The following is a 19278-nucleotide window of genomic DNA, read 5'->3' on the forward strand; positions in this document are numbered from 1 at the left end:
CGGCAATGGCCTCCTACGTCGCCGCCATCGACCAGGGCACCACCTCCACGCGGTGCATGATCTTCGACCACTCCGGCCGCGTCGTCTCGGTCGACCAGATGGAGCACCGGCAGATCTTTCCGAAGGCCGGGTGGGTCGAGCACGACCCGGCGGAGATCTGGACCAACACCCGGCAGGTGTGCGCCGGTGCGCTGGCCAAGGCGGACCTGGTGTCCTCGGACATCGCCGCCTGCGGCATCACCAACCAGCGGGAGACGACCGTGGTGTGGGACCGGGCCACCGGCAAACCGGTCTACAACGCCATCGTCTGGCAGGACACCCGCACCGACGAGATCGTCAACTCACTCGCCGCCGACGGCGGGCAGTACCGCTACCAGAGCCGGACGGGTCTGCCGCTGGCCACCTACTTCTCCGGCCCCAAGGTCCGCTGGATCCTGGACAATGTGGACGGTGCCCGGGAACGGGCGGAGAAGGGCGAGCTGCTGTTCGGCAACATGGACACCTGGGTGCTGTGGAACTCCACCGGTGGCCCGGACGGCGGTCTGCACATCACCGACCCGACCAACGCGTCCCGCACGCTGCTGATGGACCTGGAGCGGCTGGAGTGGGACGCCGACATCTGCGCGGAGATCGGCGTGCCGACCGCGATGCTGCCGCAGATCCGCTCGTCCTCCGAGGTGTACGGCAAGTTCCGGGAACGCGGCGTGTTCGCGGGCATCCCGATCGCGGGCATCCTGGGCGACCAGCAGGCGGCCACCTTCGGCCAGGCGTGCCTGTCGCCGGGCGAGGCGAAGAACACCTACGGAACCGGCAACTTCGTGCTGCTCAACACCGGCACCGAGCGGGTGATCAGCGAGAACGGTCTGCTCACCACGGTCGGCTACAAGATCGGCAGCAACGACACGGTGTACTGCCTGGAGGGTTCCATCGCGGTCACCGGCTCGCTGGTGCAGTGGTTGCGCGACAACCTCGGGCTCATCGCGACGGCCCCGGAGATCGAACAGCTGGCCCGCACGGTCGAGGACAACGGCGGCGCGTACTTCGTGCCGGCGTTCTCCGGCCTGTTCGCTCCGCACTGGCGTTCCGACGCCCGCGGCGCGATCGTCGGCCTCACCCGCTACGTCAACCGCGGCCACCTGGCCCGGGCGGTGCTGGAGGCCACGGCCTTCCAGACCCGCGAGGTGATCGAGGCGATGAACGCGGACTCCGGTGTCCCGCTGAAGTCGCTGAAGGTCGACGGCGGCATGGTGGTCAACGAACTGCTGATGCAGTTCCAGGCGGACGTCCTCGGTGTCCCGGTGATCCGCCCGGTAGTGGCGGAGACGACGGCCCTCGGCGCGGCCTACGCGGCCGGTCTGGCGGTGGGCTTCTGGACCAGCGAGGAGGACATCCGCTCCAACTGGGCCAAGGACAAGCAGTGGGACCCGCAGATGCCGGAGGAACTCCGCGAGAAGAAGTACCACGAATGGCAGAAGGCGGTGACCAAGACCTTCGGCTGGGTCGAGTGACCAACGCGATCCAGTAGCACCACCCCGGCGGCGTGACCGGCACATCGCGACCCGCGAGACCAGGTCACGCCGCCGGGGTTGTCTTTTCCCCTCGCTGAGCCGAGTCTCGCATCTCGTGCGGAATGTCAGAGAGCCCTGAGCGCGCAGACTGGCGGTACCAAGCGTTCCTTCATTGCTTCGATTCTCATGATCGAACCGCCCCTGGTGTCGGTTGGGCCGGTGTGGCCGGCGACCACGCGGGCCATCCAGTCGAGCGATTCATCGTATTTCCAGTAGTCGCTGTGGTACGACCAGGTGTGCACCGGCAGTTCGCGTGCACCGAAGGACGGATCGGACGGGTCGCGACCGAACCAGTGATCGTCGAAGGGGTCGCCGTAGTCGAGGGGTCAGGTGACGGCGTGGCGACCTCGATAGCGTCGAGTCCGGTTGTGCCGGAGCAGACATGGTCGGGCGCGACGCCCAGTTCGCTTGCGTGGTCAATGCCGACACCGGGCGAATCCAGGAACACGATGTTGTCCGCGGCCGACGGCGATCCGTGCCTGAGCGCCACGGCAGACCATTGATCACACAGAAGGCGCAACGCTCGCAACGAGCGTGAGCAGCAGCCCCAGCCCAAGCACGATCTTGGACATTATGTGGCAAAGCCCCCACACGATGGTGATGATGACGGCCGCAATCCACCACAGGATGAACCACAGGAGGAAGCCGAACATCACCCAGCCCATCGACTAAGGATCGGCGTCGAGGCTACCGGGGGCAGTGAGGCTGAAGCTGACGAAAAACCACCATCGGTTCAGGCTCAAGACTGCCAGGATCGCGGCGATGGGGGTGCCGACTCCTTGGGCGATTCGCCATCCGGTCTTGGTGCGGTCCGGGTAGCCGTCGATGTCGGGGGCTGTCACTGGTGTGTCCCTTCTGCGCGGCCGACCACGATACGCGCCAAGGCATCGACCGTTTGCGGGTCTTTCCAGTAGTCGTTATGACGCGTCGTCGGGCTGCTCGGAATCTGGTTTCCACCGAACGCCGGGTCAGCCGGATTCATTCCGTACCAATGCTGGTCCGGGAACCCGCCCCAGGTTCGCGGATCGCCGTCGACGGCGAAGTGAATCTCGTCATCACGCGAGGTGCCAGCCCATACATGCTCTGGCGGGACACCGAGATCACGTGCGTGGTCAACGCCGACACCCGGCGAGCCCAGGAACGCGACCTCGTCGGCATGGAGGCCCGCATCGCGGGAGGAGTAGCCGACCACGGTAGAGCCGTAGCTGTGACCGACGGTGTTGTGCGACGGCGCTCCTTCGTGGGTGGCTCGGAGTCCCTTTTGGAACTCCGACAGGTCCTGTTTGGCTCCGTTCGCCTATTTTTCCGCCGCGGCACCAGGCACGAGGCTTGACGGTGACTCGTAGCCTTCCCACACGATGGTCGCCACCTTCTGACCTGGAGGTGCCAGCTGCTGGGCTCGGTCGTAGATCGCCTGGTTTAGTAGCGCAGCTGGTGCGCGTGCACTCCGGTCCTGCGGCTCAGTTCCCCGATCAGCACGCCGACTCCCGCTTGACCTTCATATCGATGTGAACGTTGATGATTCTGCCATGACGACCACCGCCTCCTCGCGAGCAAGCTCCGCGCACACCCCGTGACCGTCCTGGTCCTGGCCTGATGGGTTCGTGCGCTACGGGTACCCCACGACCGTGGGAAACCGGGCCGCACCCACGGCCGAACAACTGATCGAGCTGTGGCCGGGGCGGCGACAGGTGTGCGGCGATGATCGAGTAATTCCGGAAACCAGCAGAGGAGCGGTTATGACCAGCACGCAGTTCGACCCGCACGCGTTGCTCGCGGAAAGCCGACTCGGCGTCCTGGCGACGATCAAGTCGTCCGGGCTCCCGCAGCTCTCCCCCGTCATGCCGTTCTACGACCGGGAGGCCGGTGTCCTGCACATCTCGACGACGGACGGCAGGGCGAAGACGGCGAACCTGCGGCGGGACCCGCGAGCCGCGTTGGAGGTCACCAGCCCCGACGGACGTTCGTGGGCCACCGCCGAGGGCGCGGTCACGATCACCGGTCCGGGGACCGACCCCCACGGCCCCGAGGTGGAGGCGCTGGTGGACTACTACCGCGCCGCCGCCGGGGAACACCCGGACTGGGACGAGTACCGGTCGGTGATGGTGTCCGACCGCAGGGTGCTCCTCACGATGAGGGTTGAGCACGTCTACGGCGCGACCATCGGCTGACTAGCCAACGCTGGACCAAATGTGCCGATCAATCTCCGCCAGATGGGGCTCGACCCGGGTGACGTAGTCCGGGAAACGGGCCTCCGTGCCGGGGTTTCCTCCGTGACCTGTCGACACGGCGGAGCCCAGGCACCGGCTTCACCGGCAGGCATCGGGGAAAACCCGGAAACGGTCAGGAGGAGACGGCCGCTGCCCCTGGGGTTCGAACGGGGTATCCGGTGAGCGAGCGCGCAGCAGTCCAGGTCGATCCTTCCAGCACCGAGCAGTTCAGCGCCGAGTCCTCAGTGGACGGTGAGGGTGTCGCGGCTCCACTGGAGCGCGACACCCCCGACCACCGCTCAGTCGTCGTCAGCCGACTGCTTGCTCGGCTTCTTCGCGGACTGCTCGGTGGCCCCACCCTCCGAGTTCGCGCTGGACACGGTCTTCGTCTCGCCGTCGCTGCTCACCGACGCGTGGGCGGTGCCGTCCTGGCCCTCGCCGTCCTGACCCGAACCGCTGCTGCCGTCGAGCAGCCCGGTGACCCTGAGCAGCGGCTTGGCCTCCGCACCGCCCTGCGCACCCGCGGTGGTGGCAGCACCCAGCAGGACAACCGCAGCCAACCCGGTGCCCGCGGCGAGAACGCGAACGAATCGCACGTGCATCAACTCCCATCCTCGTGATCGGCCCCCCTGTTCCACCCTGGGTGATGTGATCGACCGCAGCAGCGCGGCATCCGATCAACCACACGCTCGGGTTGGGACCCGCGGAGTTGCGGTGCGATTCAGCTCTCCTTCGCGTGGGCCCGGAGTGCCTCGATCAAGAGCCGGGACCGCTGCCCGTCGTCGACCACCTCGGGCCGCCGGGTGCAGGCGACGTCCAGGGCACGGACCCGCCCGGTGGCCAGGGCGCGGCAGAGGGCCGCGGTGGGGCGACGGTGATCACGCCCGGAGGCAGGGCGAGGCCCGGTCCCCGGCAACCGCTCGTCGAGGTGGAAGAGCGCCCGGGGGACCGCCCCACGGGGAACCCGTTCGCCCGCGACGAAAATCGCCGCGGCCGACGAGAAGCGCGCTTACTGTGGCTGACATGGACGTCGTCACCGTGGTGCCGAACCTGCACCTGCTGCGATTCGAGTTCGGCCAGGCTTACCTGTGGCGGGAGGGCCGCTCGGCGACACTGGTCGACACCGGTATCGCCGGAGCCGGCGCGGACATTGTCCGGTACCTGCGCGAAATCGACGTCGAACTGGCCCGGATCGTGCTCACCCACGGGCACGAGGACCACGTTGGCTCCGCCGCCGAGGTCCGCGCCGCGACCGGTGCCCCGGTGCTCGCCCACCGCGATGACGCACCGATCGTGCGCGGCGAACGACCACGCCCCGATCCGGTGCTGCTCGACTGGGAACGCCCGCTGTTCGAGAGCATCGCCCCGAACGTGCCCGCGCCGCCGCCGTGCCCGGTGGACCAGGAACTCGTCGGCGGCGAGGTGTTCGACTTCGCCGGCGGAGCCCGGGTGCTGTCCATCCCGGGACACACCGACGGCAGTATCGCCCTCCACCTGCCCAAGCAGCGCATCCTGTTCACCGGCGACACCGTCGCCCACGTCACCGAGGTCATGCTCGGCACGTGCAACCTGGACCGGCCGCGGGCGGTCGAGTCATTCCACCGGCTCGCCGAACTCGACGTTGAAGTCGCCTGTTTCGGCCACGGCGACCCGATCACCACCGCGGCCGGAGCCGAACTCCGCGCCGCGGCGGCGAATCTCACGCCGTAGCCGAACGGCCTCGCTCACGTCGGCGAATCAAAATGTCCAATTTGTACACCAGGTGCTGGGGTAGGCGCGCTGAGAAATGCTTGCACGCCCTTGCAGCAGAAGTCGAGTGCGATGATGTCGAGTCGGCATCATTCAGTCCGCTGTGCACGGACTTGGAGCGACTGTTCGGCGTGCATAGCACGAGCTCGTCGGCAGTACCGTTTCCTAGGATCGTCATGCCCAGACTTTGCGTCGGTCCTGGGCGATCGTCGTGAGGACAAGCCTGACGAAGCCCGTTTTCGATGGACCACCGGTTCGTTCCTGGCCATCGTTCAGGCTGCCATGTCCGCGAGTTCGTCAATCGCCTCCTCCACCATCTTCCGGGTGTGCCGAAGTTCCCGACTGTCCAGCGTGTCGCGCAGTTCCCGGAGATCCCGCTCGGTATCCGCGCGCGGACGCCCCAGCTTGTCCAGGCTCTTCAGCAGCCCCAGCCGGGCCAGCGCCGCACCACGCGGCTCGTTGATCGACCGGAACATGTCCCACGCTTCGCGATAGGTGCGGGCCGCCTCGCCGTACCAGCAGGCGCGGAACAACACGTTGCCACGCATCTTGCGGTTGTAAGCCAATGCGCTGGACAGGTCCATGCGGCGGCAGATCTGCTCACCGCGCGATAACAAGCACAGCGCCTCGTCGGGCTCGCCGCGCAGCGACAGCACGTCGGCCATGCCGCGCAGGGCCCAGGCGAGCCCCCGCTCGTCGCCACCGCCCTCCGCGAGCTCCGCAGCCTCGGCGAAGCGGCGCCACGCCGAGTCGAGATCGCCGCTGTTGCGGTCGAGCTGGGCCAGCCCTTCCAGCGCCCACACCGTGTGCCGGCACTCGCCGCGCTTGCGGGCCTCGGCCAACAACTTCTCGTGTAGGTCACGCGCTTCCTCCTGGTCACCGCGGATTCGCAGGGTCTCGGCGATGCCCGCCTGGGAGTACCCGTAGGCGACCACCTCGCCCGCCTGCTCGGCCAGGTCCCGCGCCAAAGACAGCCACCGGACCGCGGCATTGAGCTGGCCGCGCTGCCGGGCGAGGGTGCCGCCGCTCCACAGCGCCCACGCCATCGCGCCCTTGTCCTCGGCGCTGCGCGCCGCCCGGTAGCTGCCACGCCAGGCCGCGTCGGCCTCGTCGAGCCTGCCGAGCCGACGGCACGCCTCGGCCACCGCCAGCCGGGCCTGGGCGAGTTCCAGCGCGTTGCCCGCCTCCGCGGCGCCGTGCTCCCGCTGCCGGGCGGTCTCCAGCACGTCCTCGTAGGCCGTGTTCACCGACATGTCCCGCAGCGCCCCCTGGTATTCCGGAGCGAACGCCTTGCCGTACATCCCGAGCCACCTCGTTTTCCTGCTCGTTGGTGCCTCAAGACGCACCAACCCGCTCATGGGGCCGGGCCCGCCCGATCCCCTGAACGGCGGTGCCCGGCCTTCTCGAACCCCCGACGACCTCCACGTTATGAAGCAGCGGGGGTTCGGCGGATCAGCCGATATGGCAGGCGAGGTCGACCGATCGGCCAGAAAGGTGATGACCTTCTCTAGTACTTTCGGCCGAGATCACTGGGCTTCAGGAGCCGTGCCGGTGGCCCGGGCGTTGCTCGGGCGGCAACTGGCATGCGGGCGTGGCGCCCGGCAACCGGGAGCGGTTGTCCGCCACCCACCGGTACACCCGCTCGGCCACCCACCGCAGCACCGGCGCGGACATCGCCCAACCGACGACCGGCCACGGCAGGCGGGCGCTCCGGAGCAGCTCGGCGACCGCCGCAGCACCGCCGAACACGCGCCCCGAAGGGGCGACCCACAGCACCTCGTGCCGGGCCCGCTCCGGCGTGGTCCGGTAGGCCGCCAGATCGGCCTCCTGCCAGGCGAGGATCCGCATCCGTACCGGCAGCCGCTCGGCCCAGCGCACGCTGCGCGTGCAGAAGCCGCAGTCACCGTCGTAGATCAGCACGGGCAACTCGCTCATGACCGCCGACGCTCCTTCCCGCCCGGGGCGCTCGCTCCCGCGAACAACGGTCGCAGACGCGGCCGCACCCGGCACAGCACGTAGCCGTGGCGACCGGGCAGTCCTCAGTCGAGGTCGTCGTGGCGCATGAGCTGGCGGCCGGCCTCGGTCAGCGAACCGGACAGCGACGGGTACACCGAGAACGTGTTCGCCAGGTTCTCCACGGTGACCTGGTTCTGGACCGCGAGCGCGATGGGCAGGATCAGCTCGCTGGCGTTGGGGGCCACGACCACACCACCCACCACGACACCGGTCTGCGGACGGCAGAACACCTTGAGGAAACCGCGCCGCAGGCCCTCCATCTTCGCCCTCGGGTTGGTGGCCAGCGGCATCATCACGGTGCGCGCGGGAACCTCCCCGCTGTCGATGGCCTGCTGGCTGATGCCGACCGTGGCGATCTCGGGGTGGGTGAAGACGTTGGCCGCGACGGTCTTGAGTTTGATCGGTGTGACGCTCTGGCCCAGCGCGTGCCACATGGCGATGCGCCCCTGCATCGCGGCGACCGACGCCAGCAGCAGCACGCCGGTGCAGTCACCCGCGGCGTAGACACCCGGGACGCTGGTCCGCGACACCCGGTCGACCGGGATGTAGCCGTTGCGGTCGGTCTCGATGCCCACCCGCTCCAGGCCGATGTCGGTGGTGTTCGGCACCGAGCCGACGGTCATCAGCGCGTGGCTCGCCTCCACCTGGCGGCCGTCGGCCAGGTGGATCAGCACGCCGGAGTCGGTGCGCTCGACCTTCTCGGCCCGGGCGTGCTTGACGACCTCGGTGCCGCGCTCGGCGAACACCTCCTCCAGCACCGCGGCGGCGTCGGCGTCCTCGTGTGGCAGCACCCGGTCGCGGCTGGAGATCATGGTGACCTTCACGCCCATCTCGGTGTAGGCGGAGGCGAACTCCACACCGGTCACACCGGAGCCGATCACCGCCAGGTGCTCGGGCAGCTCGGGCAGGTCGTAGAGCTGGCGCCAGGTCAGGATGCGCTCGCCATCGGGTTCGGCCCCCTTGAGGATCCGCGGGGTGGCACCGGTGGCGATCATGACCACGTCCGCGGTCAGCTCCTCGAAGCTGCCGTCGGCCAGATCGACGCCGACGTGGTGCACCGCCATGCCCTTGGTGGGGTTGGTGAAGCGGGCCCGGCCGGGCAGGATCTTCACGCCCTCCCGGCGGACCCGGGAGCGGATGTCGGCCGACTGGGCCAGCGCCAGGCCCTTGACGCGGCCGTGCACGACCGCGACGTCGACGTCGGAGTCCTCGGTCTTGGCGCGGATGCCCAGCTCACGGGCGTCGCGGAACGCCGAACGCGCACCCGCGGAGGCGATGAAGGTCTTCGACGGCACGCAGTCGTACAGCACGCAGGCCCCACCGAGGCCCTCCGGCTCGACCAGCGTGACGTCCGCCCCGTTCTGGGCTGCGACCAATGCCGCCTCGTAGCCCGCCGGGCCGCCTCCCATGATCACGATGCGGGTCACTTCGCGCTCCTCTTCGAATCCGAGTCCTCGTGGGCGCCAGGCTCACGGTACGCCGCGGTGAGGTCGGTCATTTCGGGTGGTGTCACCCGAGTTGACCACAGTCACGCTACGGACGGGTAGGCACGTCGGACCGCTGCGGCGGACGCTGCCCGCACACGACGAGGCCGGTCGCCGCAAGCCGACGGAGACCTGTCGTACCCGGATTTGTGATGTGATCCGTTCCGCCGCTCGGCCCGTCGATCGCTACCCTGTTGGGCGTGCCTCTGTACGCCGCGTACGGGTCCAACATGGATCCGGCCCAGATGATGAAGCGCGCCCCGCACTCCCCGATGGCGGGAACGGGCTGGCTGATGGACTGGCGGTTGACCTTCGGCGGGGAGGACTACGGCTGGGAGGGCGCCCTCGCCACGATCGTCCCGCAGCCCGGCTCCCAGGTTTTCACCGTGCTCTACGACGTCAGCCCGGAGGACGAGCGGCAGCTCGACAACTGGGAGGGCGCCGAGCTGGGCATGCACAAGAAGCTGCGCCTGCGGGTGCAGACGCTCGACGGGCCCGTGCTGGCCTGGCTGTACGTGCTGGACGCGTACGAGGGCGGGCTGCCGTCGGCGCGCTACCTCGGCGTGATGGCCGATGCGGCCGAGGCCGCCGGGGCCCCAGCGGACTACGTGGAGAAGCTGCGGACCCGCCCCTGTCACAACGTCGGCCCGTGACATCGAGGCCACACTTCACGCCTGTCGTGTGATAATCACTCCGATCGCACAGGCGTAGGGGGTGTTCGTGGCCGACTCGGGCGGCACGCCGGTCAGCCAGCAGGACCGGCGCGAGCAGATCCGCCAGGAGGTGCTGGCCAGCGGATTCGTCCGCATCGAGGCGCTCGCCACCAAACACGGCGTCAGCGGCATGACGATCCACCGTGACCTGGACGTGCTGGAGCAGCAGGGCTGGTTGCGCAAGGTCCGCGGCGGCGCCACCTCCACGCCCACCGCGCTGCTGGAGACCTCGGTGCGCGCCCGGATCGCCGATGCCGCCGAGGAGAAGGCGCGGATCGCCGAGCACGCGGTGCGGCTGGTCTCCCCGGGCCAGGTGGTGGCCCTCGACGACAGCACCAGCGCCCTGGCCGTGGCGGAGCGGTTGGCGCCGCTGGCGCCGCTGACCGTGGTGACCAACTTTTTGTCGGTGATCAACCTGCTCAGCGGCGAGCCCGGGCTGCACCTGATCGGGCTCGGCGGCGACTACCAGCCGTCCTACGACGCCTTCCTGGGCCTGCACACCGCGGCCATGGCCCGCACGCTGCGCTCCGACGTGCTGTTCATGTCCACCACCGCGGTCGTCGGCGGCCACTGCCTACACCGCTCGCAGGAGACGATCCAGGTCAAGCGGGCGCTGATGGAGACCGCCGGGAAGCGGGTGCTGCTGCTGGACCACTCGAAGTTCGACCGGCGCGCGGTGCACGAGCTGGCACCGCTGACCGAGTTCGACCTCGTGGTGGTGGACGGTGGAACCCCGGAGGCGCTGCGCGAGGAGCTGCTGGCCGCCGGGGTCACGCTCGAAGTCGCCGGTTGATCCCGTCAGATCCAGCCACGGTTGCGCAGTTCGCCGACGAACCGCTGGTAGCTGGCGTCGAGCGCGGCGACCTCCGCACGAACCGGCTCGACGAGCTCGCCCTCGGGAACCATCGCCGCGGCAGCCGTGCTCAGGTCCGGGTGGACGGAACCGCTCGCCGCGAGCAGGGCCGCGCCCAACGCCGTACCCGCTCGGTGAACCCGCAGCACCGGCCGGTCCAGCACCGATGCCCTGATCCGGGACCAGGCGACACTGCGCGCTCCGCCACCGGCCGTGCGCACCGGGCCATCGACCGGGGCGCCGAGTTCGGCCAGTCGCTGCAGGGCCAGTCGTTCGCAGAACGCGACGCCCTCGAGCCGGGATCGGTACTCGTCGACGCGGTCCTGGGGCGTGCCGAGCACGAAACTGGTGGCCTCGGGAGCGAGGAACGGGAACCGCTCCCCGGCTCCGCGCAGCGGGTAGTTGACCACGCTGGCCGGACCGCGCTCGGTGGCCGCTTCGTCCAGCTGCGGCAGCTCGGCCGGGTCCACATCGGACAGTGCGGAGCCACCGATGTTCGCCGCGCCGCCGGGCAGCCACATGCCGTCCGGGTGCAGGTGGCTGTAGACCGCGCCCGCCGGGTCGTGCACGAGTTCCGCGGAAACGCCCTTCAGCACCAGGGTGGTGCCGAGCACCGTGACGAACTGCCCGACGTCGACGGCCCCGCACGCCAGTTGGCCAGCGCAACCGTCGGTCATGCCCGCGCGAACCTCGCAGCCGACCGGCAGCCCGGTCAGCTCCGCCGCCGGCGCGCCGACGGTGCCGAGCACGGTCGTGGGCCGCACCACCTCGGGCAGGAGGTCGGCGGGCACCTTCAGGGCGTCGAACACCTCGGTCGCCCACTCCCCCGCGACCGGGTCGTAGCCGCTCTTCAGCGCGTGGCTGGAGTCGGTGGCGACCGGGTGGCCGACGAGCTTCCAGGCCAGCAGGTCGGGGGTGTGGCAGATCCGCACCGCGCCGTCCGGCAGGTGGCCGGCCAGCCAGCCGATCCGGGCCAACCCCGATCCGGCCGACGGCGTGATCCCGGTGCGCCTCCAGCGCTGCGCACCGACCTCCGCGGCGGCGCGGGCCGCCTCCTCGGCGCGGCGGTCGTCGTACATCAGGGCCGGTGCGAGCGGGTCGGCGTCGCGATCGACGACGACAACGGTCCCCGAAGTCGCCGAGATCGCCACCGCGGCAATGTCGGCGGCACGCCCGCCCAGCGCCCTGGTGCACTCGGCCAGGCTGTCCCGCACCGCAGGCCACCACGAGCCGGCGTCCTGCTCGGAGCGTCCTCCGGAGGACCGCACCGGCTGCGGCAGTTGCCGGGACGCCGCGGCCACCACCGCACCGGACGGGTCGTGGACCTGCACGCGCACGTTGGCGGTCGCGACGTCCACACCCGCGACCAGTTCGCTCATCACTCCCCCTGCAACCGATCGAGCGCCGCGGGCAGTTCAGCGAGGGAGTACACCACCACGTCCGGTTCGGCCAACTGCTCCGGAGTCGGTTCCGGTGGTGCCTCGCCGCGCACCACCCACACCGTGCGCAGGCCGACGCGGTGCGCACCGCGCACGTCGGTGTCGAGGCGGTTGCCCACGTGCACCGCGTTCTTCGGCTCGACCCCGGCTTCGCGGAGCGCGTACTGGAAGATCCGTGGATCGGGCTTCTCGGCGCCCACGACCTCCGAGACCGCCCAGATGTCGATGTGGTCGGCGACCCCGTCGCGGCGCAGTGCGTCGACCACCACCGCCCGCTGGTTCGCCACGATCGCGATCTTGTAGCGCCCGGCGAGCTGCCGCAGGGTCGGCAGGACGTCGGTGTACAGCGCCGAGGGCGGGTACTCCCAGTAGCGCTCCGCGCGGTCCGACAGCCGCTGCCGGTCCTCGGGCGTCAGGAACCGCCCGGCGATCGCGGTGCGCAGGGACCCGCTCTGGGCCTGGCGGCGCTCGTCGTAGACCCGCTGGAACTCGGCTTCGTCGACGGTGCGGCCGTCTTCGGCGGCCAGTTCGGTGGCCGCGCGCAGCAGCGCGTCCCGGTACGTGGCGTCGTCGTAGATGGGGCCACCGACGTCGAGCAGCACGAGGTCGATCCGGTCGGCTCCGGAGTTGGAATGCACGTCGCGTCCTTCCGGTCGTGGTCCGCAACCGGGACCTGGGTGTCACATTCCAGCGCAAACATAACACTAATCTTGCAATCTTTAACACTTGATGCTGTGATGTTCACGGGTCGAGCCGACCGGTCCGACCCGGCAGGCGGGAGCAGAAGGGATCGACCGTGATCACCATCGGGATCGACGCCGGCACGTCGGTGGTGAAGAGCGTCGCCTACGCCGAGGACGGCACCGAGCTGGCGGTGGCCCGCCGCCCGACCAAGGTCGAGCACCCACGGCCCGGCTGGGCCGAGCAGGACATGGACGAGGTGTGGGCGGCCGTCGCCGACACCGTGGGCGAACTCGTCGCCGCGCTGGGCTCCGAGGTCGCCGCGCTGGCGATCACCGCCCAGGGCGACGGGTGCTGGCTGGTCGACAACACCGGCCGCCCGACCGGGCCAGCGCTGCTGTGGAACGACGCGCGCGCCTCCGACATCGCGCGGAACTGGGCTGACTCCGGGCTGCTCGGCGAGCTGTTCAAGATCAACGGCTCGGTCGGCTTCGCCGGCCTGCCGCACGCCCAGCTCACCTGGCTCAACGCCCACGACCGGGACCGGGTCGCCACCGCCGCGAAGGTGCTGACCTGCGGCGGGTGGCTGTTCCACTGTCTCACCGGACGCCTGGCGTGGGACGTCTCCGAAGCGTCGAACCCGTTCCTCGACGCCCGCACCGGCGACTACTCCCCAGCCGTGCTCGCCGAACTCGGCCTGGGGTGGGCGGAGCGGCTGCTGCCCGACGCCGTCGACGGCCAGCAGCGGATCGCACCCCTGCGCGCCTCGGCCGCCGAACGGCTCGGTGTCGCCGCGGGCACGCCCGTGGTGCTGGGCTCCTACGACGTGGTCTCCACGGCGATCGGCGCCGGAGTCACTGAACCAGGCCAGGTCTGCACCATCCTCGGCACCACCCTCTGCACCGAGGTGATCAGCGACGATCCCCGGCTGGACCGCGAACCGGTGGGAATGTCGCTGCGCACCCCGATGCCCGGCAGGTGGATGCTCGCCAGCCCCACCCTGGCGGGCACCGAGGTGGTGGAGTGGGCCTGCCGGATGCTCGGCCTGCCCAACCCGGAAAACCTCACCGAACTCGCCGAGCACGCCGAGCCGGGCAGCAAGGGGCTGCTCCTGCTCCCGTACCTGTCGCCCGGCGGGGAACGGGCGCCCTTCTACGACCCGGCCGCCCGCGGGGTCCTGCACGGCCTGAGCCTGGAGCACGGCCCGGCCGAGATCGCCCGGGCCTGCCTGGAAGGGCTGGCCCTGGTGATCCGGGACTGTCTGCGGGCCAGCATCGCGCACCCCACCGAGCTGCGGGTCACCGGCGGCGGTTCGGCGAACCCGCTGTGGCGCCAGGTGATCGCGGACGTCACCGGGCTGCCGGTGGTGCGCACCACCGACGAGCAGGCGGGGGCGCGCGGTGCGGCGGTGACCGCGCACGCACTGCTGGAACAGCGCTGCATCACCGAGGTGGCCCGGGACCTGGTCGGGACGTCGGAGCCGCTGCGGCCCGTCGACGCCCACCGCACGTACTACGACGACGCGTACGCGCGCTTCCTGCGGATTCGGGAGAGTGCCCAGGCCAACGAGTGGTTCCGGACGGCGGGCTGATCGGCTCATCGCGCACCCCCGGCCACGAGTTCGTCGGGTGGCCGGGACCAGGCCAGCTCCAGCAGGGCGGCGGCCTGCCGGGTGCCCCTGCGGTCCCGGCGCCGGGCCAGCCGCTCCGCGACCCGCGCCCGGAAGTGCTCGCTGGTGTCGTCGAGCTGTGCCAACGCCTGCTCCAGACAGGCCAGGGCCAACCGCTGCGGCCCCGTGCACAGGAGTTCGGCTATCGCCACGTCCAGCGCCTGGACGCGGAGCCCGTCGAGTTCGACGACGTCGCTCTCCCGAACCCACGCCTGGTGGACGATGAGGTCCGGCGCGGAGCGGAGCTCACGGTCGTAGGGCACGGTCACGTGCAGCACGTCACCGGCCGCGGCACCGCACCCGTGCATGGCTGCGGCCGTCGGGCCGGACAGCAGCGAGTACGGTCCGCCGCGCAGCAACGCCGCCGCGGCCCGGGTCAGCGGGTCGTGCTGGCGCGTCTCCGGGACGAGCACCCCGTGCCACGGTTCCACCCACAGTCCTTCGGCGAGGCCGGCGGCGATCTCGGCGCAGCCGAGCAGCTCTTCGGCTTCACGGCGCAGAATGGCACCGTGCCGGGCGGGGAGGGTTCCGGGGGCGGCCGGACCGGTTCGCGGGCAGCTGATGTTCGCAGTCATGCCCTCAAAGAGGCGGCGACCCCTCCCATAGATGCAGCTGCCGCCGGATACACCCTGATCGGGTGGAAACCGCCGAGCTCACATCGGCGTGCAAGGGCGCCTTCGACCGCCTGGCCGAAGGCGCCCGTTTCAGCTGGTGGTCAGTGCTGCAGGCTGAGCAGGGCGGTGTGCACCATCGCCCGGACACCCACGAACAGGGAACGCTCGTCCAGCGCGAACGTCGGCTGGTGCAGGTCCTTGACTCGGCCGACCCCGGAGTGCACGCCCAGCCGCGCGAAGGACCCCGGCACGTGCTCCAGGTACCAGCCGAAGTCCTCGCCACCGGAGGACTGCGGGGTGCTCGTCACCGCGTCCTCGCCGACCGCGGCGGCGATACCGGCCTGGAACAGCGCCGTGCTCTCCTCGTCGTTGACCACCGGCGGCACGCCGCGGCGGTGCTGCAGGTCGAAGCCCACACCCAGCGGCGACAGCAGGCTGTGCACCAGTTCGTGCACCAGCGGCTCCAGCTTCGCCCAGGTGTCGCGGTCGCTGGTGCGCAGCGTCCCGCTCAGTACACCGTCCTGCGGGATGGCGTTCGGCGCCTCGCCCGCATGCACGGCACCCCAGGTCAGCACGGTTCCGGTGCGCGGGTCGACGCGGCGCGACAGCAGCGTCGGCAGGCCGGTGATGACCGACCCCAACGCGTGCACGAGATCCGCGGTCAGGTGCGGACGGGACGTGTGTCCGCCCGGCGAGGTCAGCCGCAGTTCCAGCAGGTCGCTCGCGGACGTGATGGGACCGACCCGGGTGCCGATCTTGCCGACCGACAGGCGCGGGTCGCAGTGCAGCCCGAAGATGCGGTCCACGTCGTCGAGGGCGCCGGAGGCCAGCACGTCCAGCGCGCCGCCGGGCATGACCTCCTCGGCGGGCTGGAAGACCATCCGCACCCGGCCGGGCAGCTCCGGCGCCGCGGCCAGCGCCAGCGCCGCGCCCAGGGCGACCGCGGTGTGCGCGTCGTGCCCGCAGGCGTGCGCAACGCCGTCCACTGTGGAGGAGAATGGCAGTCCGGTGTTCTCGCTCAGCGGCAGGGCGTCGATGTCGGCCCGCAGCGCCACGGTCCGCTGCCCCGGGCGGGCGGTGCCGATGTCGCAGATCAGACCGGTGCCCACCGGCAGGATGCGGGGCCGCAGCCCGGCCCGGGACAGCCGCTCGGCGAGGAAGGCCGTGGTCTCGTGCTCGGCCCGGGACAGTTCGGGGTGGGCGTGGATGTGCCGCCGCCAGGCGACGATCTGCTGCCCGTGGGCCTTCAGCCAGGCGTCCAGCCAGGACGGTCCGCGGCCGGCGCCGAGGTCTGCCACGGAAGATTCCACACCGGACCCCACGCTGGACATGGTGCTGCCAATCGGCCCACTCGGCCCGTCCACACCCGGCGCCACGAGCGTCCCCTGCGCCACGGCGGACCGCTCCGCCGCGTCCCAGTCCGCTTCCTCGACCGCCGAACCGCTGTTCGAGGGTCGGCCCGGCTCCGAGCCACGAGAATCCACCACGGTCACGCCACGCCTCCAGCATCTCGCGGGACACCCGCATCCGGCCGGCCGCCATGAGCAGAAGAACGAGTGTCGCTCATGCAGCCTCCAGAACGTGCACACTCTTCCGACGTACTGCGCCCGCGCGCCCCCGCCAGCAGGCGGTCGCGTTGCGCCCCGTCCAACGCGGCGGCCACCGCGGTCCAGGCCATCGCCAACGCCCCGTCGATTACCGCGCGATCCGCGGCCGGGGTCGCGCATGCGGCGGCGAACTCCGCCTGGTGGTTGACCGCGTCGCCGCAGTCAATCGCGATCATCGGATGGATCGCGGGCAGGTGCTGGGTCACGTTGCCCATGTCGGTGCTGCCGATGACCCGGCTCTGCTCTTCGCCTCGGTCGAGCGGTTCGCGCCCGAGCTCGGTGATCGCGCGGCGGTACGCCTCCGACAGCCATTCGTCGGGACTCAGCTCCGCGTAGACCGGGGAGATCTGCACGACTTCGTGCTCACACCCGGTCGCCGTGGCGCCCGCCTCGAAACAGGCCCGGATCCGGTTCTCCAGGCGTTGCAGGGAGGCAGCCTCGGCCGCACGCAGGTTGTAGACCGCCGCGGTGTACGCGGGAACGATGTTCGGTGCCGCGCCACCATTGGTCACGATACCGTGCACCATCTGTTGCGGTTCGAGGTGCTGGCGAAGCAACCCGATCGAGACCTGCGCGACGGTCAGCGCGTCGGCCGCGTTGCGGCCCAGTTCGGGGGCCGATGCCGCGTGCGCCGCGCGCCCGGTGTAGCGGACCTCCAGGTCGGTGATGGCCAGCGACGTCGGTCGGCAGATCTCCTCTGGCCCGGGGTGCACCAGCATCGCCATGGCCACGCCGTCGAAGACGCCGCGTTGCAGCATCAGGACCTTGCCGCCGCCGGTCTCCTCGGCCGGGGTGCCGATCAGCCGGACCGTGATCCCCAGGTCGTCGGCGACGTCAGCCAGGGCGAGCGCCGCGCCGACCCCGGCCGCGGCGATGATGTTGTGCCCGCAGGCGTGCCCGACCTCGGGCAGGGCGTCGTACTCCGCGCAGATCCCGACCACGAGTTCCCCGCTGCCGGACTCGGCGACCAGCGCGGTGTCGAGGTCCGCGACCGGCGCGCGCACCGCGAAACCGTGCGCGTCGAGCAGGTCGGCGACCTTGGCGGCGCTGCGGTGCTCGGCGAAGGAGAGCTCCGGCTCGGCGTGAATGCTGCGGGACAGCGCGACCAGTTCCGGTTCGTGGCGCTGCACGGATTCGCGGCAGCGGGCACGCAGGTCGGCGGAGGGGTCTTCACGGTTCGAGGTCGGGGCGGTGCGCATTTGCGCCCATATTGCATCGTCGGGGCCGGTGGTGCTGCTGATGCCGCACGGCGGGGAGACAACCGGTAGCGGTACTGCGCCGAACGGGTGGCGCGGATTCAGCGCGACCGAAGAATTCGAGTCCAGCCGTTGCCCGCGGCAACGGGTTCCGCGGAACAATTGAAAGCTCAATCACGCACGGCCCAACGCGGCCCGGGAGAGCTACGGAACGGAAAGGGTGTGGGCCGGCACCGGTCGGGGGGCTTCCCGGTGCCGACCCACGTTCGTGGGGGGCTGCTGCCCCGGTCGCAGCGGCGTCGGCTACTGCGTCGCGGGCCGGGCTCGTACCGGTCGCGGGCAGTCCGCGCACGCCGTCAGTTGTGAAAATCCCACAGGTTCGCCGCCAGGTCTAGTCCATGGCGAGAATTCCCACCGAAATATTTTCGCAAAGAACCGACCGGGCTGCCGGTTCTTCCGCTACTTCTTCCGCTTCACGAAGAAGACCGGCAACTTGCGGATCTTGCGGGACACCAGGACCAGCCCGATCAGCACCACGCCGGTGGTGCCGATCGCCATGCGCTGGCGCTCGGTGAGGGAGTCCTCATCCTGCGGCGGCGGGTTCGGGGTCGGCTGCTGCGCCACCACCGGGGCCGCCTGGTCCGCCCACGCCGCAGCGGCGGTGGCCGACGGGGCCAACAGCAGGAACAACGCGATCGCGAGGCCAGCGAGCACGCGGCCAGTCCGCCACATGATGGCTCCACACCCTTCTGAGCCGCGTCGATTCACGACACTTCCGCGGGTCACCCGTACTGGTCCATTTGATCATATTCAGCCCGGGGAGTGACCCACCGCGGGCGTTTTGTGCCGGATCGGCGCAGTGCCGCGTCAGCGGACCCGACGCTCCCGCTCGATGCGGTCGCCGAGCTCGTCGACCACCAGCGTGTCGCGGCGGTTGCTGTCCGCCCGGTACGCCGCGCGGCCCACCAGCTGCGCCATGACCGGCGCGGTGAGCATCTGGAACAGGCCCACGAGGATCAGCCCCGAGGCGTAGACGAAGTCCAGCTGGACCGCCGTGCCGACCAGGATCAGCAGCAGCCCCAGGGTCTGCGGCTTGGTGGCCGCCTGCAGCCGCGCCGTCACGTCCGGGAAGCTCAGCAGCCCGACGGCGCCGAGCAGGCACGACAACGCACCGCTGATCAGGCACACCGCGGAGAACACGTCCAACCAGCTCACCGGTACGGCTCCTTCTTCTCCACCAGCCGCGCGACGCTGACCGAGCCGATGAAGGCCAGCAGGGCGAACGCGGCCAGCAGCGCGATGTTCGACCCGTCCTGCTGCCAGGCCATCCCCACGCAGGTGGCCGCGATGATCAGCGTCACGAACACGTCCACCGACACGATCCGGTCCAGCGTGGTGCGCCCGCGCAGCAGCCGCACCAGCACCAGCAGCCCGGCCGCGCACAGCAGGCCGAAGGTCACCGCGAAAACCCAGAACACC

At 70.4% G+C, this 19278-nt stretch carries 21 protein-coding genes and 1 pseudogene; 6 read left to right on the top strand and 16 right to left on the bottom strand.

Annotated elements, in window-relative coordinates; all coding sequences use genetic code 11:
• Positions 1-5 precede the first annotated feature (5 nt).
• Complete coding sequence (gene glpK, locus IEY17_RS06465; RefSeq protein WP_188986372.1) at positions 6-1508, top strand: glycerol kinase GlpK; 1503 nt, start codon at positions 6-8, stop codon at positions 1506-1508.
• 184 nt (positions 1509-1692) lie between these two features.
• Here the strand turns inward: glpK and IEY17_RS26035 are convergent, their stop codons facing one another.
• The 4 genes and pseudogenes from IEY17_RS26035 to IEY17_RS06485 all read right to left on the bottom strand — a co-directional run.
• Positions 1693-2058, bottom strand: coding sequence for an alpha/beta hydrolase (locus IEY17_RS26035; protein WP_188986373.1), 366 nt, complete (start codon positions 2056-2058; stop codon positions 1693-1695).
• Positions 2059-2071: 13 nt separating this feature from the next.
• Positions 2072-2233 carry a hypothetical protein gene (locus IEY17_RS06475; RefSeq protein ID WP_188986374.1) on the bottom strand — a complete coding sequence of 54 codons (162 nt, stop codon included), beginning with the start codon at positions 2231-2233 and terminating at the stop codon, positions 2072-2074.
• A gap of 3 nt (positions 2234-2236) precedes the next feature.
• A complete protein-coding gene (locus IEY17_RS06480; protein WP_188986375.1) occupies positions 2237-2410 on the bottom strand; it encodes a hypothetical protein in 174 nt (57 codons plus the stop codon).
• Positions 2407-2847: pseudogene (locus tag IEY17_RS06485) on the bottom strand (alpha/beta hydrolase); the annotation flags it as partial. The pseudogene IEY17_RS06485 and the gene IEY17_RS06480, both read right to left, overlap by 4 nt.
• 460 nt (positions 2848-3307) lie before the next feature.
• Between IEY17_RS06485 and IEY17_RS06490 the strand changes: the two are divergent.
• Positions 3308-3739 (top strand): PPOX class F420-dependent oxidoreductase, encoded by a 432-nt coding sequence (locus IEY17_RS06490; protein ID WP_188986376.1) that lies wholly within the window; start codon positions 3308-3310, stop codon positions 3737-3739.
• Between the two features lie 338 nt (positions 3740-4077).
• On the opposite strand, the gene IEY17_RS06495 is transcribed toward IEY17_RS06490, so the two are convergent.
• Complete coding sequence (locus tag IEY17_RS06495) at positions 4078-4380, bottom strand: hypothetical protein (protein WP_188986377.1); 303 nt, start codon at positions 4378-4380, stop codon at positions 4078-4080.
• Between the two features lie 421 nt (positions 4381-4801).
• On the opposite strand from IEY17_RS06495, the gene IEY17_RS06500 reads away from it, so the two are divergent.
• A complete protein-coding gene (locus IEY17_RS06500; protein WP_188986378.1) occupies positions 4802-5488 on the top strand; it encodes an MBL fold metallo-hydrolase in 687 nt (228 codons plus the stop codon).
• 311 nt (positions 5489-5799) lie between these two features.
• On the opposite strand, the gene IEY17_RS06505 is transcribed toward IEY17_RS06500, so the two are convergent.
• The 3 genes from IEY17_RS06505 to IEY17_RS06515 form a co-directional block, all read right to left on the bottom strand.
• Entirely contained in the window at positions 5800-6828 is a 1029-nt protein-coding gene (locus IEY17_RS06505) for a tetratricopeptide repeat protein (RefSeq protein ID WP_188986379.1), read from the bottom strand.
• Between the two features lie 235 nt (positions 6829-7063).
• Positions 7064-7462: a thiol-disulfide oxidoreductase DCC family protein gene (locus IEY17_RS06510; RefSeq protein ID WP_188986380.1), complete on the bottom strand. Its 399-nt coding sequence runs from the start codon at positions 7460-7462 to the stop codon at positions 7064-7066.
• Positions 7463-7566: 104 nt separating this feature from the next.
• Entirely contained in the window at positions 7567-8970 is a 1404-nt protein-coding gene (locus tag IEY17_RS06515) for an NAD(P)H-quinone dehydrogenase (protein ID WP_188986381.1), read from the bottom strand.
• A 257-nt stretch (positions 8971-9227) separates the two neighbouring features.
• Between IEY17_RS06515 and IEY17_RS06520 the strand changes: the two genes are divergently transcribed.
• Positions 9228-9680, top strand: a complete 453-nt coding sequence (locus IEY17_RS06520; RefSeq protein ID WP_188986382.1) for a gamma-glutamylcyclotransferase family protein — start codon at positions 9228-9230, stop codon at positions 9678-9680.
• A 67-nt stretch (positions 9681-9747) separates the two neighbouring features.
• A complete protein-coding gene (locus IEY17_RS06525) occupies positions 9748-10533 on the top strand; it encodes a DeoR/GlpR family DNA-binding transcription regulator (RefSeq protein ID WP_188986383.1) in 786 nt (261 codons plus the stop codon).
• A gap of 5 nt (positions 10534-10538) precedes the next feature.
• On the opposite strand, the gene IEY17_RS06530 is transcribed toward IEY17_RS06525, so the two are convergent.
• On the bottom strand, positions 10539-11972 hold the full coding sequence (locus IEY17_RS06530) for an FGGY-family carbohydrate kinase (protein ID WP_188986384.1): 1434 nt from the start codon (positions 11970-11972) through the stop codon (positions 10539-10541).
• Entirely contained in the window at positions 11972-12670 is a 699-nt protein-coding gene (locus tag IEY17_RS06535; protein ID WP_188986385.1) for an HAD family hydrolase, read from the bottom strand. Before IEY17_RS06535 ends, IEY17_RS06530 begins: the two co-directional genes overlap by 1 nt.
• 158 nt (positions 12671-12828) lie before the next feature.
• Here IEY17_RS06535 and IEY17_RS06540 point away from each other — a divergent pair, with 158 nt between their 5' ends.
• Positions 12829-14304 (top strand): FGGY-family carbohydrate kinase, encoded by a 1476-nt coding sequence (locus IEY17_RS06540; protein ID WP_188986386.1) that lies wholly within the window; start codon positions 12829-12831, stop codon positions 14302-14304.
• Between the two features lie 5 nt (positions 14305-14309).
• Here the strand turns inward: IEY17_RS06540 and IEY17_RS06545 are convergent, their stop codons facing one another.
• The 6 genes from IEY17_RS06545 to IEY17_RS06570 all read right to left on the bottom strand — a co-directional run bounded on the left by IEY17_RS06545 (position 14310) and on the right by IEY17_RS06570 (position 19277).
• On the bottom strand, positions 14310-14957 hold the full coding sequence (locus tag IEY17_RS06545) for a hypothetical protein (protein WP_229679931.1): 648 nt from the start codon (positions 14955-14957) through the stop codon (positions 14310-14312).
• A gap of 140 nt (positions 14958-15097) precedes the next feature.
• Positions 15098-16489, bottom strand: a complete 1392-nt coding sequence (locus IEY17_RS06550) for an amidohydrolase (RefSeq protein ID WP_373289848.1) — start codon at positions 16487-16489, stop codon at positions 15098-15100.
• A complete protein-coding gene (locus IEY17_RS06555) occupies positions 16486-17802 on the bottom strand; it encodes a M20 family metallopeptidase (protein WP_188986387.1) in 1317 nt (438 codons plus the stop codon). Before IEY17_RS06555 ends, IEY17_RS06550 begins: the two co-directional genes overlap by 4 nt.
• 456 nt (positions 17803-18258) lie before the next feature.
• The gene (locus IEY17_RS06560) at positions 18259-18531 is read right to left on the bottom strand and encodes a hypothetical protein (RefSeq protein ID WP_188986388.1); all 273 of its coding nucleotides are present in this window, start codon (positions 18529-18531) and stop codon (positions 18259-18261) included.
• 135 nt (positions 18532-18666) lie between these two features.
• Positions 18667-19014, bottom strand: a complete 348-nt coding sequence (gene mnhG, locus IEY17_RS06565; protein ID WP_188986389.1) for a monovalent cation/H(+) antiporter subunit G — start codon at positions 19012-19014, stop codon at positions 18667-18669.
• The gene (locus IEY17_RS06570; protein WP_188986390.1) at positions 19011-19277 is read right to left on the bottom strand and encodes an MrpF/PhaF family protein; all 267 of its coding nucleotides are present in this window, start codon (positions 19275-19277) and stop codon (positions 19011-19013) included. The genes mnhG and IEY17_RS06570 overlap by 4 nt, the downstream gene beginning before the upstream one ends.
• Between the last annotated feature and the right edge of the window lies 1 nt (position 19278).

It is taken from the genome of Saccharopolyspora thermophila, from assembly GCF_014646075.1.
In the GTDB taxonomy this organism is placed as follows: Bacteria; Actinomycetota; Actinomycetes; order Mycobacteriales; family Pseudonocardiaceae; genus Saccharopolyspora; species Saccharopolyspora thermophila.

Bases quoted from the DNA above. Each gene is read 5' to 3' on its own strand.
- glpK (WP_188986372.1), top strand. From the start codon at position 6: ATGGCCTCCTACGTCGCCGCCATCGACCAGGGCACCACCTCCACGCGG.
- IEY17_RS06475 (WP_188986374.1), bottom strand. From the start codon at position 2,233: ATGGGCTGGGTGATGTTCGGCTTCCTCCTGTGGTTCATCCTGTGGTGG.
- IEY17_RS06490 (WP_188986376.1), top strand. From the start codon at position 3,308: ATGACCAGCACGCAGTTCGACCCGCACGCGTTGCTCGCGGAAAGCCGA.
- IEY17_RS06495 (WP_188986377.1), bottom strand. From the start codon at position 4,380: ATGCACGTGCGATTCGTTCGCGTTCTCGCCGCGGGCACCGGGTTGGCT.
- IEY17_RS06500 (WP_188986378.1), top strand. From the start codon at position 4,802: ATGGACGTCGTCACCGTGGTGCCGAACCTGCACCTGCTGCGATTCGAG.
- IEY17_RS06505 (WP_188986379.1), bottom strand. From the start codon at position 6,828: ATGTACGGCAAGGCGTTCGCTCCGGAATACCAGGGGGCGCTGCGGGAC.
- IEY17_RS06510 (WP_188986380.1), bottom strand. From the start codon at position 7,462: ATGAGCGAGTTGCCCGTGCTGATCTACGACGGTGACTGCGGCTTCTGC.
- IEY17_RS06530 (WP_188986384.1), bottom strand. From the start codon at position 11,972: ATGAGCGAACTGGTCGCGGGTGTGGACGTCGCGACCGCCAACGTGCGC.
- IEY17_RS06545 (WP_229679931.1), bottom strand. From the start codon at position 14,957: ATGACTGCGAACATCAGCTGCCCGCGAACCGGTCCGGCCGCCCCCGGA.
- IEY17_RS06555 (WP_188986387.1), bottom strand. From the start codon at position 17,802: ATGCGCACCGCCCCGACCTCGAACCGTGAAGACCCCTCCGCCGACCTG.
- IEY17_RS06560 (WP_188986388.1), bottom strand. From the start codon at position 18,531: ATGTGGCGGACTGGCCGCGTGCTCGCTGGCCTCGCGATCGCGTTGTTC.